The organism is Trichlorobacter ammonificans (assembly GCF_933509905.1).
Taxonomy (GTDB): domain Bacteria; phylum Desulfobacterota; class Desulfuromonadia; order Geobacterales; family Pseudopelobacteraceae; genus Trichlorobacter; species Trichlorobacter ammonificans.
Map to the genome: position 1 here is coordinate 1,286,710 of NZ_OW150024.1, position 15,113 is coordinate 1,301,822.

Annotated in this window: 16 protein-coding genes; 9 read left to right on the plus strand and 7 right to left on the minus strand. The window is 60.9% G+C overall.

What is annotated here, in order from left to right; genetic code table 11:
* Window positions 1-186 (plus strand): hypothetical protein, encoded by a 186-nt coding sequence (locus RAK07_RS05845; RefSeq protein ID WP_305731900.1) that lies wholly within the window; start codon window positions 1-3, stop codon window positions 184-186.
* 3 nt (window positions 187-189) lie between these two features.
* Entirely contained in the window at window positions 190-840 is a 651-nt protein-coding gene (locus tag RAK07_RS05850; protein ID WP_305731901.1) for a metal-dependent transcriptional regulator, read from the plus strand.
* Between the two features lie 90 nt (window positions 841-930).
* Here RAK07_RS05850 and rpsT read toward each other — a convergent pair whose 3' ends face one another.
* From rpsT to purM, 3 genes are all read right to left on the minus strand, one after another.
* The gene (gene rpsT, locus RAK07_RS05855) at window positions 931-1,194 is read right to left on the minus strand and encodes a 30S ribosomal protein S20 (protein ID WP_305731902.1); all 264 of its coding nucleotides are present in this window, start codon (window positions 1,192-1,194) and stop codon (window positions 931-933) included.
* An 85-nt stretch (window positions 1,195-1,279) separates the two neighbouring features.
* Window positions 1,280-1,912, minus strand: a complete 633-nt coding sequence (gene purN, locus RAK07_RS05860; RefSeq protein ID WP_305731903.1) for a phosphoribosylglycinamide formyltransferase — start codon at window positions 1,910-1,912, stop codon at window positions 1,280-1,282.
* On the minus strand, window positions 1,912-2,958 hold the full coding sequence (gene purM, locus RAK07_RS05865) for a phosphoribosylformylglycinamidine cyclo-ligase (RefSeq protein ID WP_305731904.1): 1,047 nt from the start codon (window positions 2,956-2,958) through the stop codon (window positions 1,912-1,914). The genes purN and purM overlap by 1 nt, the downstream gene beginning before the upstream one ends.
* 237 nt (window positions 2,959-3,195) lie before the next feature.
* Between purM and RAK07_RS05870 the strand changes: the two genes are divergently transcribed.
* From RAK07_RS05870 to RAK07_RS05880, 3 genes are read left to right on the plus strand one after another with little or no spacing between them, the layout of a single operon-like run.
* A complete protein-coding gene (locus tag RAK07_RS05870) occupies window positions 3,196-3,762 on the plus strand; it encodes a lytic transglycosylase domain-containing protein (RefSeq protein ID WP_305733486.1) in 567 nt (188 codons plus the stop codon).
* Between the two features lie 11 nt (window positions 3,763-3,773).
* The gene (gene pgsA, locus RAK07_RS05875) at window positions 3,774-4,361 is read left to right on the plus strand and encodes a CDP-diacylglycerol--glycerol-3-phosphate 3-phosphatidyltransferase (protein WP_305731905.1); all 588 of its coding nucleotides are present in this window, start codon (window positions 3,774-3,776) and stop codon (window positions 4,359-4,361) included.
* 5 nt (window positions 4,362-4,366) lie between these two features.
* Window positions 4,367-5,389 carry a KamA family radical SAM protein gene (locus tag RAK07_RS05880; protein ID WP_305731906.1) on the plus strand — a complete coding sequence of 341 codons (1,023 nt, stop codon included), beginning with the start codon at window positions 4,367-4,369 and terminating at the stop codon, window positions 5,387-5,389.
* Window positions 5,390-5,398: 9 nt separating this feature from the next.
* Here RAK07_RS05880 and RAK07_RS05885 read toward each other — a convergent pair whose 3' ends face one another.
* The 4 genes from RAK07_RS05885 to RAK07_RS05900 are packed head-to-tail and all read right to left on the minus strand — an operon-like array spanning window position 5,399 to window position 9,731.
* Window positions 5,399-5,827 (minus strand): ATP-binding protein, encoded by a 429-nt coding sequence (locus RAK07_RS05885; protein WP_305731907.1) that lies wholly within the window; start codon window positions 5,825-5,827, stop codon window positions 5,399-5,401.
* A gap of 37 nt (window positions 5,828-5,864) precedes the next feature.
* The gene (locus RAK07_RS05890; protein ID WP_305731908.1) at window positions 5,865-6,200 is read right to left on the minus strand and encodes an STAS domain-containing protein; all 336 of its coding nucleotides are present in this window, start codon (window positions 6,198-6,200) and stop codon (window positions 5,865-5,867) included.
* Between the two features lie 17 nt (window positions 6,201-6,217).
* Window positions 6,218-9,466 (minus strand): SpoIIE family protein phosphatase, encoded by a 3,249-nt coding sequence (locus RAK07_RS05895; RefSeq protein WP_305731909.1) that lies wholly within the window; start codon window positions 9,464-9,466, stop codon window positions 6,218-6,220.
* 4 nt (window positions 9,467-9,470) lie between these two features.
* Entirely contained in the window at window positions 9,471-9,731 is a 261-nt protein-coding gene (locus RAK07_RS05900; RefSeq protein WP_305731910.1) for a hypothetical protein, read from the minus strand.
* Window positions 9,732-9,918: 187 nt separating this feature from the next.
* On the opposite strand from RAK07_RS05900, the gene RAK07_RS05905 reads away from it, so the two are divergent.
* The 4 genes from RAK07_RS05905 to RAK07_RS05920 are packed head-to-tail and all read left to right on the plus strand — an operon-like array spanning window position 9,919 to window position 15,087.
* The gene (locus tag RAK07_RS05905; protein ID WP_305731911.1) at window positions 9,919-11,613 is read left to right on the plus strand and encodes a tetratricopeptide repeat protein; all 1,695 of its coding nucleotides are present in this window, start codon (window positions 9,919-9,921) and stop codon (window positions 11,611-11,613) included.
* On the plus strand, window positions 11,610-13,268 hold the full coding sequence (locus RAK07_RS05910) for a peptide-binding protein (RefSeq protein ID WP_305731912.1): 1,659 nt from the start codon (window positions 11,610-11,612) through the stop codon (window positions 13,266-13,268). The genes RAK07_RS05905 and RAK07_RS05910 overlap by 4 nt, the downstream gene beginning before the upstream one ends.
* A gap of 14 nt (window positions 13,269-13,282) precedes the next feature.
* Window positions 13,283-14,125, plus strand: coding sequence for a decaprenyl-phosphate phosphoribosyltransferase (locus RAK07_RS05915; RefSeq protein WP_305731913.1), 843 nt, complete (start codon window positions 13,283-13,285; stop codon window positions 14,123-14,125).
* Window positions 14,122-15,087, plus strand: a complete 966-nt coding sequence (locus RAK07_RS05920) for a glycosyltransferase family 2 protein (RefSeq protein ID WP_305731914.1) — start codon at window positions 14,122-14,124, stop codon at window positions 15,085-15,087. Before RAK07_RS05915 ends, RAK07_RS05920 begins: the two co-directional genes overlap by 4 nt.
* Window positions 15,088-15,113 lie beyond the last annotated feature (26 nt).

The following is a 15,113-nucleotide window of genomic DNA, read 5'->3' on the forward strand; positions in this document are numbered from 1 at the left end:
ATGCGCTGTACGTTCTGCGGCCATGAGTTCGATGAGTCGGAAGGAACCCGGCCGGGATGCGGTGCCTGCGGCGGCGGCGGTTGTCGCGGCATCCATTGTCCCCGTTGCGGCTACAAGAACATTCCGGAGCCGGAGCTGTTGAAACGACTGAAACGTTTGGTATCAAAGAGTGATAAAGGAGCTTGAACCATGAAACTTTCTGAGCGGGCGGAAGAAATACTGGAGGCGATGTGGGTTTCCGTGGAAGAGGAGGGTGGGGCCTTCTATGATCCCGAGAAAATGAAGATAACCATTGATGATCCCGCCTGCCGCGAACTGACCTCCCACGCCCTGGTGGAAATCCGGCAGGGGATGCTCTATTTTCGCCCGGAGGGACGGGAGGAGGGGCGTAAGACCATCCGTCGCCACCGGCTGGCGGAGCGGCTGATGATGGACGTGTTCAACATCAAGGGGGAAGAGGGTGACAGCAAGGCCTGCGAGTTCGAGCACCTGCTGAACGAAGGGGTGGATGTCAAGCTGTGCACCATGCTGAACCATCCGGAGACCTGCCCCCACGGCAAGCCGATTCCACCGGGGGAGTGCTGTTCCGCGGCACGTCATGCCGGCGACCGGGGAGTGGTGGCACTGACCGAATGCGCCTCCGGTCAGGAGGGTGAGATCGCCTACATCCAGACCGGCGACAGTACCAAGATGCAGAAGCTGATGGCCATGGGGGTGCTGCCCGGCAACCGGATCAAGCTGGTGCAGTCCTTCCCGTCGTACATCTTCCGGGTCGGTTTTTCTGAGTTTGCCATTGACGGCGCCTTGGCCCGGGAGATATTCGTGCGGCCGCTTCCCTGATCAGAAGCCTGCATGCAATAGGGCAACAAACGAAGGCCACCGTCATCTGACGGTGGCCTTCGGTATGAAGACGGTCCCGCTTTGGTTTGTTCAGGCCAGGGTGTTGACCAGCTTGGTCAGGCGGGAAACGTTGCGGGATGCGGTTGCCTTGTGGATGACCCCTTTGGAAGCAGTCTTGTCGATGACCGGAATGGCTGCCGCAAGCGCTTCCAGTGCGGCGGTCTTGTCCTTGTTTTCTACAGCTTCACGGACCCGCTTGATATAGGTCTTGAGGGTCGATTTGCGATGACGGTTGCGGGCATTGCGCTTTTCGTTCTGCTTGATACGCTTGATTGCCGACTTGTGATGGGCCACGTGCTACCTCCGTATGATTCCAGCAAGAAATGCTGATACATGATGAAATTGAAGCAAGATTCTTAGCATGGCGAAATTTAGACTGTCAAGGAGAAAGTGCCGGGGTGACGATCACCCGGCGGCCCGTAACCTGCAACCGTCCGGTGCAGAACAGGCCAACCGCCTCGGGGTAGATGCGGTGTTCCTCGCCGTGAATCCGCTCCGAGAGCGATTCCACCGTGTCCCCGGCCAGTACCGGTACCACGGCTTGCAAGATGATCGGTCCGGTGTCGGTACCGCAGTCGACGAAATGGACCGTACAGCCGGTGTAGCGCACGCCGTAGTCCAGTGCCTGCTTCTGGGCGTCCAGTCCGGGAAAGGAGGGAAGCAGGGCAGGGTGGATGTTCATGATGGCGTTGGGGAACGCCTCTATCATTACCGGCGACAGAATGCGCATGAAACCGGCCAGGACCACCAGTTGGACATTGTGCTCGCGCAGCAGGGCCACCAGGGCGGTGTCGTACTCCCGGCGGTTGGCGAAGCCGGTATGTTCCAGCACCAGGGCGGGAATGCCGTGCTGCCGTGCCCGTTCCAGGGCGAAGGCGTCCGGCCGGTTGCTGATCAGGCAGGCGATCCGTCCCTTTGTTATCCGTCCTGCTTCCAAGGCATCGACGATGGCTTGGAAATTGGTGCCGTTCCCTGAAACGAGGACGGCTATATTGACCGGCGGTGCCGTCATCAGACCAGCTCCACGCAGGGCTCGACATCGCCGCTGCCGCCGATTTCGCCGATCAGCCAGGCGCTTTCCCCCAGGCCGTGCAGCCGGGAGATGAGGTCGTCCACATCCTTCGGTGGTACCACCAGCACCATGCCGACCCCCATGTTGAAGGTGCGGTACATCTCGTTTTGCTCAACATTTCCGGCCTTCTGCAGCAGCGGGAAGACAGGAGGCATTTCCCAGGAGCCGAGCTTGATTTTGGCGGTACAACCCTTGGGCAGGACCCGGGGGATGTTCTCCAGCAGGCCGCCGCCGGTGATGTGGGCAATGCCGTTGATGGTGAAATCCTTGAGCAAGTTCATGATCGACCGAACATAAATGCGGGTGGGGGCAAGCAGGGCATCGGCCACGGTACCGCCCAGTTCGGGCAGGGGGGCGTTGACGGAAAGCTTCATCCGGTCGAAGATAATTCTGCGGGCCAGGGAATAGCCGTTGCTGTGCAGGCCGCTGGAGCCGATACCGATGAGCAGGTTGTCGTTCTTGATCGACGTGCCGTCGATGATCTTGTCCTTTTCCACCACACCAACGGTAAAACCGGCAATATCATACTCGCCGTCGGCGTAGAAACCGGGCATCTCCGCGGTTTCGCCGCCGATCAGGGCACAGCCCGCCTGGCGGCATCCTTCGGCGATTCCGGCCACCACCTGGGCGGCCTTTTCCGGTTCGAGCCTGCCGGTTGCCAGATAGTCAAGAAAGAAGAGCGGTTCGGCCCCCTGTACGACGATGTCGTTGACGCACATCGCCACCAGATCTATTCCCACCGTATCGTGGCGGTCGGCCATGAAGGCAAGTTTCAGCTTGGTGCCGACACCGTCGGTGCCGGAGACCAGGACCGGGTTCTTGTACTTGCTTGTATTCAGGGAGAAGAGCCCGCCGAAGCCGCCGATGTCGGTCATGACCTCCGGACGGAAGGTTGACTTGACCAGTGGCTTGATCATCCGGACGAAACTGTTGCCGGCCTCGATATCAACGCCGGCTTCCTTGTAGGTTGCGCGGGACTCTGTCACGGCTGTGCGCTCCTTGGGTTTGGGGGATCGTTACACCACTGCTCCGACATGAATGAAACAGCGAATTACCCTTCTAGCCAATCACCGGATAAATGTCAATCCGCACGTCGGCGGGGAGCGCGTGAGAAGTACTTTCCACTTGACATTTCCGGGGTTTTTCAGCTTATTGAAGCCATGGTTTCGTTGCATCGCATACCTGACGTGGTCCTTGGTTCTGCGTTGGCTGTTGTTCTGCTGATGCTCTGCGCCCTCTTGTTCGCCCCCGGGATAGCTGCCGCCGACATTTACCGCTATGAGGATGCCGACGGTGTGGTGCATTTTACCGATACTCCCACCGACAAAAAGTTCAAAATTTTCCTGAAGGATCTGCGCAAAGACCGTCAATTGCGGACCCGCTTCCGGCTTGCCGCCGGCGGTGACCCGCGGGAGTACGAACACCTGATCAACGCCAGCGCGGCGAAGTACGGCGTCAGTCCCGCCTTGGTCAAGGCGGTCATCCGGGCCGAGTCCGGCTACAATCCCAATGCCGTGTCCCGCGCCGGGGCAACCGGTCTGATGCAACTGATGCCCGGCACCGCCAGGAGCCTGAACGTGACCAATACTTTTGATCCGAAGCAGAACGTTGACGGCGGTGTCCGCTATTTGCGCTTCCTGCTGGACACCTTCAAGGGAGATATATCACTGGCCCTGGCCGCCTATAACGCCGGCATGTCCAAGGTGGCACGCTATGGCGGCATCCCCCCCTATCAGGAGACCCGTACCTACGTGAATCGTGTTCTTGCCGGCATGCAGCAGGCCAATTAAAATAGCACGCCATGTCGAATTCGCCGTCTATCCTCAATCTTCCCAATATCGTGACCCTGTTCAGGATCGCCTGCATCCCGCTCTTGGTGGTTCTGCTGCTGTCTCCATCCCGGGAGGCCGGGTTCTGGGCTGCCGCAGTGTTTGCCCTGGCCTCGGCCAGCGACTGGCTGGACGGGTACCTGGCCCGCCGCATGAAGATCGTCACCGTGTTCGGCAAGTTCCTGGACCCGATCGCAGACAAGCTGATCGTGACGGCGGCGCTGGTGATGATCCTGCCCTATAACCGGGTACCGGCCTGGATCGTGCTGGTCATTCTGGCCCGTGAAATCATCATCACCGGCCTGCGCAGCATCGCCTCCAGCGAGGGGATCGTGATTCAGGCCTCCGATCTCGGCAAATACAAGACCATCTTCCAGATTACCGCCATCATCGGGCTCTTGCTGCACTACGAGTACCGCTGGTTCTTTGGACTGGATCACCCGCTGTTAACCGTTTCCATGCATAATACCGGCATCTTTTTTCTCTGGATCGCCTTGGCGCTCACCGTCTGGTCGGGGGTCGACTACTTGGTCAAGTTCATCAAGGTCATTGCCCGCTGAAGCCCATGTCGGAATCCCCATCCCCCTGCGTATCCCTTGAGGAGATCCTTTCCTCGTTCAAGGTGGAATCCGCCGCCCTGCAGCAGGTGGCCGCCCGCTTTCCCTTCCGCCTGTCCCGCTATTACGCGGGGTTGATCCGGCGACCGGACGACCCGGTCTGGAGACAGGCGATTCCGTCGCTGCAGGAACTCTCGGACAGTGACCAGTCTCCCGATCCCCTTGATGAAGAACGCCTGAGCCCCGTGCCCGGCCTGATTCACCGCTACCCCGACCGGGCGGTGCTGCTGGCGGGAAGGCAGTGCGCCGTTTTCTGCCGGTTCTGTATGCGTAAGCGTTCCATCGGCTGCACCGGCGATGCCGTCGACCTGGAGCGGGCCGTTGACTATATCGCCGTCACGCCGACGCTGCGCGATATCCTGATCTCCGGTGGCGATCCCCTGCTGCTGCCGCTGGAAATGCTCGACACCCTGCTGAGCCGGCTGCGTGCCATTTCCCATGTGGAGATCATCCGCATCGGCAGCCGCCTGCCGGTGACCGATCCGGCGCGGATAACCCCGGAGCTCTGCCGGATGCTGGCGTGCCATCACCCCCTGTACCTGAATACCCATTTCAACCATCCCCTGGAGCTGACACCCCAGGCGGCACGAGCCTGCGATTTGCTGAGCGGGGCCGGAATACCGCTGGGCAACCAAACGGTGCTGCTGAAGGGGGTAAATGACGATCCGGCCGTGCTGGAGGAGCTGTTCAGGGGGCTCTTGCGGATGCGGGTAAAGCCCTACTACCTGCACCAGATGGATCTGGTCCAGGGGACGGCCCATTTCCGGACGCCGCTTGCGCGGGGGATGGAGGTGGTGGAGGCGCTACGGGGGCGGGTGTCCGGCATGGCCATCCCGCATTTCGTGGTGGATCTGCCGGGGGGCAGGGGCAAGGTGCCGCTTCTGGCTGAGACGGCACGTCGGCAGCCGGACGGGAGCTGGCGGATACGTACTTGTGACGGCCGGATGGTGGCCTACCACGATCCGGCCTGAGGCCGGTGTTCAGAGTTTCTTGCGCAGCTCCAGGACGTTGCCGCCGTCCACCTTGCGATAGTGCACCGAGTCCATCAGGGAGCGCATGATGAAGAGCCCCCGGCCATGCTCGTCGAGCAGCCCGGCATCGAGGGCGGTCGGGTCGGGAATGGCGCCGATATCGAAGCCCTGACCGTGGTCGAAGACCAGCATCACCAGCTCGTTGTCGGAGATGGTAATCCTGATGACCACCTCTTCCTGGGGATCGTTGGCATTGGCGTGCCGTATGGCATTGACCATGGCTTCGGTCAGCACCAGGTTCAGGTGATAGGCCAGCGCCTCCCGATCCCCTTCGTACTCCTGCAGATGGGCGGCAAGATCTTCGCCGATGCTGCCGATGAGGCTTAAGTAGCGAGTCTGGTTGGGCACCCTGATCTGTATGTCGATCTCATTGTTCATCGAGTACTCCTGAACAGCTCCGGTGGTGGAGAGGCGGCTACAATGATTCGAGCGCCTCGTCGGCATTGGCGTAGATGTCGAACACCCGGTGCAGGCGGGTCAGCTCGAACATCGACTTCACCTGGCTCTGCAGTCCGGAGAGCTTCAGCACCGCCTGACGGGAGGATGCGTTCTTAAAGCCCGATACCAAGGCGCCCAGCCCCGAGCTGTCGATGAAGCGGACATCCTTCAGGTCCACCACCACCCCTTTCTTCCCCTCCTCGAACAGGCGTGACAGCTCATGTTTCAGCGTCTCAGCGTTGTTGGCATCAAGGCGCTCCTCCCTGACCTGTACCAGTATGCCGCCCTTGTTCTCTTCAAGTCTGATGTTCATGGTGCTGCTCCTTTCCGTCATGCAGTGATTTTCAAAGCAACCAGCGACACGTCGTCCTGCAGGGTACTGCTGCCGCAGTACTCCTTTACCATGTCATAGAAGGAATCGACAATAGCATTGGCCGGCAGTGCGCTGACCGCCGCCAGGTGGCGATAGACCCGCTCCATACCCAGAAACTCACCGTCGGGGGAGGCGGCTTCCGGAATGCCGTCGGTGTAGAGCAGCAGCAGATCGCCGGATTGCAGTTCCAGGGACTGTTCCTCAAAGACAATGGACGGCTTGATTCCCAGCACCATGCCGTCGGCATCCAGTTCGATGCAGCGGGCTTCGCTGTCCCGGTACAGTATCGGCAGGTTATGGCCGGCGTTGGCGTAGGAAAGGCGTCCGGTGGCGGCATTGTAGCGGGCGTAGAACATGCTGATGAACAGCTCGGCCCGGGTCAGATCTTCGTAGAGTTGATTGTTCAGATCGCCCAGGATGACGCTGGGGCTTGCGACCCTGCCGGTGCGTACCCGCAGCAGGGTACGCACCTCGGCCATGATCAGGGCCGCCCCCACGCTATGGCCGGAAACATCGGCGATCAGCAGATCGATGGTCTGGTCGTCCCGCTTGAAAAAGTCGTAATAGTCGCCGCCGACATGGGCTGCAGAGGCGCAGCGCCCGGCCAGATCGATGCCGAAGAGTTCCGGGGCGGCGGCCGGCAGCAGCGAATTCTGAATCTGCTCGGCGATTTCCATGTCCCGCATCACCCGGGCATTGGCGAGCTGAGCAAGTTCCTTCTCGCGACGCTCCTTCTCCTTGGCCTCCATCACGCTGACCAGCCGGGCACTCTGGGCAAGCTGGCCGGAAAGGCTGGAGAGCAGGCTGATGAACTCCTCGGTGAAGAGCCCGACAATGCTTTTCGAGTAGACCGACAGCACCCCCAGGCTTTCCTCTCCCTCCCGGAAGATCGGGATATGGGCGAAGGAAACGAAACCTTCTGCACGGGTGGCCTCCATCTGCACGATACCGTTCAGCAGGTTGATGTCGTTGACGAAGTGGGCCTTCTGGTCCACCATCGCCATCCGGGCGTAAGGCTCGCTTTCCAGGTACCAGTGTCCCGGGCCGATGGGGTGCCGGTTCGTTCCCTGGTAGCTCTGCACCTGCAGGGGATGGTCGCTGCTGGTGCGGATCTGGATCAAGGCACAGTCCAGCCTGAATTCTTTCAGGAGCAGTTGCAGCAACTCGTCCATGATGGTCTGCAGATCAAGAGTGCGGTTGATGATCTCCGATGCCTTCAGTCTGACGTACAGTGCCTCCCGGCTCTGGCTTAAGGAAGCCCGTACCGTGCTGAAGATGTCGTAGACCGACTCCATGCGGCTGCCCATGTCCGACAGATAACTGTCCATGATGGCGCCTGCCGCCGCCGCCCCCACCGAACCGGCCAGGGTACGCTCCACAAAGCGTTTCATGGCGGGAAGCTCGAACTCCGGAACACTTTCGGCCTCGTCAATCATCCGCCCCTTCAGATAGGCACCCATGGCCTTGCGGGCTTCATGCTGACCGATGAACTTACCCATGAGTGCCACGAACTGCTGTACCGATACCGGTTTGGAGAGGCGCTTGGCACTGGAGCGGACTTCCAGTTGCTCGATTTCAAAACGGTTGATGAAGCGACGTACCTGCTCCCGTTCGGCCTCGGTCTGGCGGAAGGTCAGTGAGCAGACCAGGTAGCCGCCGATGTTGAACAGCATGCTCCAGAACAGGGAGTGGCTCCACATATCCATGCCGCTCAGGCCGAAGAGGGCGGTGGGACGCAGCAGGGAAAGTCCGCCGGGACCTTTCAGCAGGATAGTGGGGTCACCGACTGCCGTAATGAATGAGGGCAGGAGCAGGGTATAGCCCCAGGCCAGGAATCCCAGCAACATACCGCAGATGGCGCCGGTTTTGTTGCCGCGCCGCCAGTAGAGCCCCCCCAGTAGTGCCGGCATGAACTGCATGGCGGCGGAAAAAGAGATCAACCCCATATTGACCAGCATGAAGGAGTCACCCACCACCCGGTAATAGAAGTAGCCCAGAAAGACCACCAGGAAAATAGCGAACCGTTTCAGGTTGATCAACAGCACGGGAAACCAGGGTTTGGGACTGACCCTGACGATGAGCGGCATGAACAGGTTGTTGAGCAGCATGGTGGAGATGGCCACCGATTCGACCATCACCATGCCGGCGGCAGCGGAGAGCCCCCCCAGGAAGGCCAGCAGGGCCATCGGCTCGTTGCCCGCATTGAGTGGCAGGGTAATCACGAAATAGTCCGCTCCCTGGGAACTGCCGGTGAGCAGAATGCCTCCCAGGGCGATCGGCATGATGAAGATGTTGATCAGGAAGAGATAGACGGGAAACAGCCACATTGCCTTTTTGACATGCTTCAGATCGGCGTTTTCCACCACCATGACGTGAAACTGGCGGGGAAGCAGCATCACCGCTCCCATGGAGAGCATCAGCATGGTCGACGCGGGAATGCCGGCCGCTCCCTCGCCGGTTTCAAGGGTGAACAGCCGGTAGAACTGATCGGGATCATGGCGGTAGAAACGGGTGAAGATATCCTCGAAGCCGTTGAAGAGATAAAAGGTGACGAAGATTCCAACCCCCATCAAGCTGAGCAGCTTGACCACCGACTCGAAGGCGACTGCGGCGATCAATCCTTCGTGGCGTGCAGTGGACGAAAGGGTTCGGGCGCCGAAGATAACGCCGAATATCGCCAGGACCAGGGTCAGGATCAGGCCGGTGGGGAGCGGGAACGGCGCCTCGGTGCCCGGCAGGGGGATGGAGCGGCCGGTGACGCCGCTGACCAGGGCAAAGGAGGTGGAGACCGCCTTGATCTGCAGCGCGATGTACGGCATGATTCCCAGCACGGCGATCAGCGTGACCAGGGAACCCAGCAACTGGGATTTGCCGTAGCGCAGGCTGATGAAGTCGGCGATGGAAGAGATGTTGGATTCCTTGCTGATCCGGATGATGCGTCGCAGGAGGAAGAACCAGGAAAAGGCCACCAGCGTTGGGCCCAGGTAGATCAGGACAAAATCGATGCCGGTAGTTGCCGCCTTGCCGACGCTGCCGAAAAAGGTCCAGGAGGTGCAGTAGACCGCGATGGAAAGGGAGTAGACCAGCGGCGAATTGATCACACTGCGTCCCTGCTCACTGCGGCGGCGCGCGTGCCAGGCAACCAGGAACAGCAGTCCGGTGTAGGCGATGGCAATGGCGGCAACGTGAAGGATATTCAGGGTCACGGTGTCAGGCCTGCTCTTCCGGTGTATCCTGCTGCTCCGGCGGCTCTTCCAGCGTCAGGGTAAACAGATAGACGACAAAGATCGAGATGGCCCAGCCGAGGGTAAAATAGATAAACAGCAGCGGATAGCCCAGCACGCTGACCGGTTGGTTGAAGATGCGCAGAAAGGGAAAGTTGATCATGACGTTGCCCAGCACGAAAAAAATTACCCAGGCCTCGCGCAGTTGCAGGCGTTGCAACAGTTTCTGGACAAACTGGTACGGCATGGTATCCCTTTCCGTTCCGGGGCATTCTAGCCTCGACGGCCTCCGGCGCGTGTGCTGCTGAAAACAGTACCATCGACCGGGCAACCATGCAAGGCATGCCGTGTGGAATCGTTTGACGCTCTTCCTCCAACTGTGGTAGCGTCCGAAGGCTCCAACTATCTTTCAGACCGTTCATGGATGGTGTGTCATGCTGAACCGCCTGTACCTATTGCTGTGCGGCTGCCTGCTGGCCGGCTGCGCCTCCCAGGCTTCTTCCATCGCCACATCCCCCGAGTTTCCCGACGCCCACTCCGCGCTGGGACTCTACGCCCAGGCACGCATTGCCTGGAGCGAGGGGAGGGCCGACCGGGCCATCCTGCTCAGCCGTGAGGCCCAGGCTGCCGACCCGACCAGTCCCTATCCGCTGACCCTGGAAGCCGATATCCTGCTCAAGGCCGGCAGGGTGCAGGAAGCCCTCAGCGTTCTTGACCGCGCCACCAAAACAGCTCCCGATTTCCGTGACCCCCATCTGCTTGCCGGTACCATCATGGCTTCCCTGGGCAAAGACCGCGAGGCCGCCGCCTATCTGCGGACCGCCGTCAAGCTCGATCCGGGCAGGGAGGACGCGGTCCTGCACCTCTCCACCATCCTGATCCGCCTGTTCGAATACGAGGAGGCGGTGACGGTGTTGAAAACCTTGATCAAGGAACAGCCCGAGTCGGCCCTGGGCAACTACTACCTGGGCAAGGCGTATGCCCAGATGAAGCTGTACAAGGACTCCGTCGTCTACTACAAGCGCGCCCTGCAGCTGCGTCCCGATCTGACCCAGGCCGCCATTGATCTGGCCATCACCTACGAGGCGCTGGGGGAGTTGGAACTTGCCATCGCCACCTATCGGGATACGCTGGACAGTGCGGAAAACCGGGCGCCACTGCTGCACCGGCTGGTGCAGCTCACCATCCAGAACCAGCGCTATGAAGAAGCACTGGGGTACCTGGAACGGTTGAACGAGATGGGGCTGGGGAACGCCGAGAACAATCGCAAGATCGGACTGCTCTACCTTGAGTTGGAACGCTTTGACGATGCCATCAAACTGTTCAGCGAGATGCTGGTCAAAGACCCCGATGCGCACCAGCTGCGCGTGTACCTGGGATCGGCCTTCGAAGAAAAGGAACAACTGGAACAGGCCAAGGAACAGTTCGAGAAAGTGCCGGCCGACAGTGTCGCCTATCCGGAGGCGGTGGGGCGTCTGGCCTTCATCTACCGGGAGCAGGGGAAAACTGCGGAAGCGGTGGAACTGCTCATGCGGGCCATCGCAAAAAACGCCGGTTCGCTGGAGTTGCATCTTTCCCTGGCGACACTCTATGATGCCAATGGGGAGAGCGAGAAGGGGTTGCGCCACCTGTTGGAGGTTCAGGAACGCTTCAAGGATGAGCCCCGCTTCCATTTCAGGCTGGGAATACTGTACGACAAGGCAGGTAAGAAGGCTGAGTCGATCCAGCGGATGAAGCGGGTGATCGAACTCAACCCCAACGACGCCCAGGCCCTGAATTACCTCGGGTACACGTACGCCGAACTGGGGGTCCACCTTGATGATGCATTGGGGTATATCAACCGGGCGTTGGCCTTGCAGCCGGACGATGGCTTTTTCATCGACAGCCTGGGTTGGGTCTACTACCAGATGAAAAAATACGATGAGGCTGTCAAACATCTGGAAAAAGCTGCGGAACTGGTGCCGGAGGACCCCACAATTCTCGAGCACCTGGGGGATGCCCATGCTGCCCGCAGGGAGCCCAAAAAGGCGTTGAAGTACTACAAGAAGGCAAAGTCCCTCGATCCGTCGAAAAAGGAACTGGATATCAAGATCAGGCGTCTGTTGCGGGGCGAATCGGGGGCTCCATGAGTGCGGTCCCGGGTCTGCAGCGCCTTTCGGCGACAGGATGCGCCCTGCTGCTGATCGTCCTGCTGCTGGTAAGCGCGGCCTGCTCCGACAGACCGGCCGTTGCGCCCGTACCGCCCGCCGGTGATACCGCCGACGCAGCTCCTCCCGTGCCGGGAGACACGCTCGTGGAGGGGACCATTGGCGAGGCGTCAACCCTGATTCCGGTTCTTGCTTCGGACAGTGCCTCCCACAGTGTGGCGGCCCAGATATACAACGGGCTGGTCAAGTATGACAAAAATCTGGTGCTGGTGGGGGATCTGGCCGAGTCGTTTCGGGTCGCTCCCGACGGCCTGACCATCATCTTCAAACTGCGGCGCAACGTTAAATGGCACGACGGCGCCCCCTTCACCGCCCGCGACGTACTGTACACCTACCGGGTAATCATTGATCCCAAAACTCCCACAGCCTACTCCGAGGATTTTCGGCAGGTTGCCGCAGTGACCGCTCCCGACACCCATACCGTGGTTGTCCGCTACGCCAGGCCCTATGCTCCGGCACTGGCCTCCTGGGGGGTAGGGATGCTGCCGGCCCACTTGCTGGAAGGGCAGGATATCACCAAAAGCCCCCTGGCCCGCAAACCGGTGGGAACCGGGCCGTTCCGGTTCAAGGAGTGGGTCGCCGGACAGAAGATCGTCCTGGAGGCCAACCCCGACTATTTTGAGGGGCGTCCCTACCTGGACCGACTGGTCTACCGGCTGATCCCCGACACCTCCACCATGTATATGGAACTGAAGGCCGGGGGGGTGGACATGATGGGGCTCACCCCGGTGCAATACGCCCGCCAGACCGACAACGAGCGGTTCCGGAAGCAGTTCAACAAGTATCGGTACCCTTCCAACGGCTACCTCTACCTTGGGTACAACCTGCGCCATCCCCTGTTCAAGGATCGTCGTGTCCGCCGGGCCATGACCGCCGCCATCAACAAGGAGGAACTGATCCAGGGGGTGCTGTTCGGCATGGGGCAGAAGGCTCATGGCCCCATGATTCCGGGGCGCTGGGCCTACAATCCGGGGGTGCGGGACATTCCCCACGATCCCCGCTATGCCCGGAGCCTGCTTGCCGAGGCCGGCTGGCTGCCGGGAAGCGACGGCATGCTGCAGAAGGATGGCAAGCCGCTCCGCTTCACGATCCTGACCAACCAGGGAAATCAGCAGCGGCTGATGACGGCCCAGATCATCCAGCAACGGTTACGGCAGGTGGGGGTTGACGTGCGGATCAGGGTGGTGGAGTGGGCCGCCTTCCTGAAAGAGTTCATCGACAAAGGGAACTTCGAGGTGGTGCTGCTGGCCTGGCTTACCTCCCAGGACCCGGACATGTACGATATCTGGCATTCCAGCAAGACCAAGCCGGGGGAACTGAACTTCATCGGCTACGCCAACCCCGAGGTGGATCGCCTGCTGGAGGAGGGGCGCGGCACCTTTGACATCGAACAGCGCACGAAGGCCTATTTCCGGATTCAGGAAATTCTGGCCGATGAGCAGCCCTACACCTTTCTCTACGTTCCCGACGCCCTGCCGGCGGTGTCGTCCCGTATCCGCGGGATCGAGCCGGCTCCGGCCGGCATCGGTCACAACCTGATCAAATGGCACGTACCCCGGCTGGAACAGCGTTACTGACGGAAAACGAACGCATGATCAGACCGTATCTCACCATGCTGCGGCCCACCCAGTGGCTGAAGAACCTGATGCTGTTCTTTCCGCCGTTTCTGGCGGGATATCTGCCGGGAGGACCCGCTTTCACCGAGGGAGTGTGGCTTTTTGCCGCCTTCTGTCTGGTATCCAGTGCCGGCTACCTCTTCAACGACCTGCTGGACTGCGAGCAGGACCGCCTGCATCCCCGCAAACGTCTGCGCCCGCTCCCCTCAGGCACCGTTGCTCCCCGCGCCGTTACCGTTATCTGCGCCCTGCTCGTGCTGGCGGGACTGGGGCTGGCGCGTCTGGTTTCACCGCAGATGTTCCTGTTCTGCGGCGGCTATGCCCTGCTCTTGTGCGGCTACACGCTCTACCTGAAACAGCTGCCGGTGGTGGATATCTTCTGCATTGCCGCCGGCTTTCTGATCCGCCTGCAGGCGGGGGGAACGCTGTTCGGCGTGACCGTTTCCCCCTGGCTGTTTCTCACGGTCTTTCTGCTGGCGGTGTTTCTCAGTACCGGCAAGCGTCTGGGGGAGGTCCGGCTGCTGGGTGAGGGGGCGGGAAACCATCGCGGCAGCCTTGCCCACTACCCTGAGGGGTTCCTTGCCGGCACCATGCATCTGACCGGCGCGGCGGTGCTGGTGACCTACGCCATGTACACCTTGCAGAAGCCGCGACTGGTCTACTCGGTTCCCCTCTGCCTCTTCGGCCTGCTGCGCTATCTGCTGCGGGTGAGTAGCGGCAAGGGGGGCGACCCCACCGAATCGCTGCTGCATGACCGGGTATTGCTCGTCGTGGGAATCGCCTGGGCAGCCTTGGTGGTCTGGAGCATCCACCGGTGAGCCGGGTGGCCGTCATCCTGGTCAACTGGAACGGCTGGCGCGATACGCTGGAGTGCCTGGAAAGCCTGCTGGAACTCACCTGGCCCGATCTGCGCGTGATCGTCTGCGACAACGGCTCCACCGACGACTCCCTGCAACGGATTGCAGCCTGGGCGGCGGAACACGGTGTCGGTTGCCGGACGACGATGGATCGCCCTGACGTGGAGACGGGCGGAGCGCAGGGGGATGATCCGTGGCTGACCCTGATCGGCATCGGCGAGAACCGGGGGTTTGCCGGCGGCTGCAATGCCGGGCTGCGCCATGCTCTGGCAGGGGAGCGGTTTGACTACTTCTGGCTGTTGAACAACGATACCGTGGCAGCGCCGGACAGCCTGACCCGGCTGGTGGAGCGGATGAATGAGGATGCTCGGATCGGCATCTGCGGTTCGACCCTTGTGCACTACCATGACCGCAACCGCATCCAGGCCCTGGGGGGGGGCTGGTACTGCCGCTGGCTGGGGGTGCCCTGGCACCACGGTCGTTTCAGCCGCTATACGGGCAGCATCGACCGGCAGCGGGCCGAAGCGCGGATGAACTATGTCGAGGGGGCATCGATGCTGGTGTCGCGGCGCTTTCTCGACGAAGTGGGACTGCTCTGCGAGGCGTATTTTCTGTACTTCGAGGAAGCGGACTGGGCGCTGCGGGCCAAGGGGCGCTTCCGGCTTGGCTATGCCCCGGAAAGCATCGTCTACCACAAGGTGGGGGCCAGCATCGGCACCAGCAGCAATCCGGCCCGTAAAAGCCGTACCTGTGACTACTACAACATCCGCAACCGCATCCTTTTCACCCGTCGCTATCATCCGGCGGCGCTGGTGACCGTCGGTATGGTGATCGTGCTGGAAATCTTGTTGAGGGTGGCCGTGGGACGATGGGACTTGGTCAGGGGGGCTCTGAACGCCCTCAGAGAGGGGGGGCGGCAGTGAAACGAAGTGGCTCGGCCGGCTTGAAA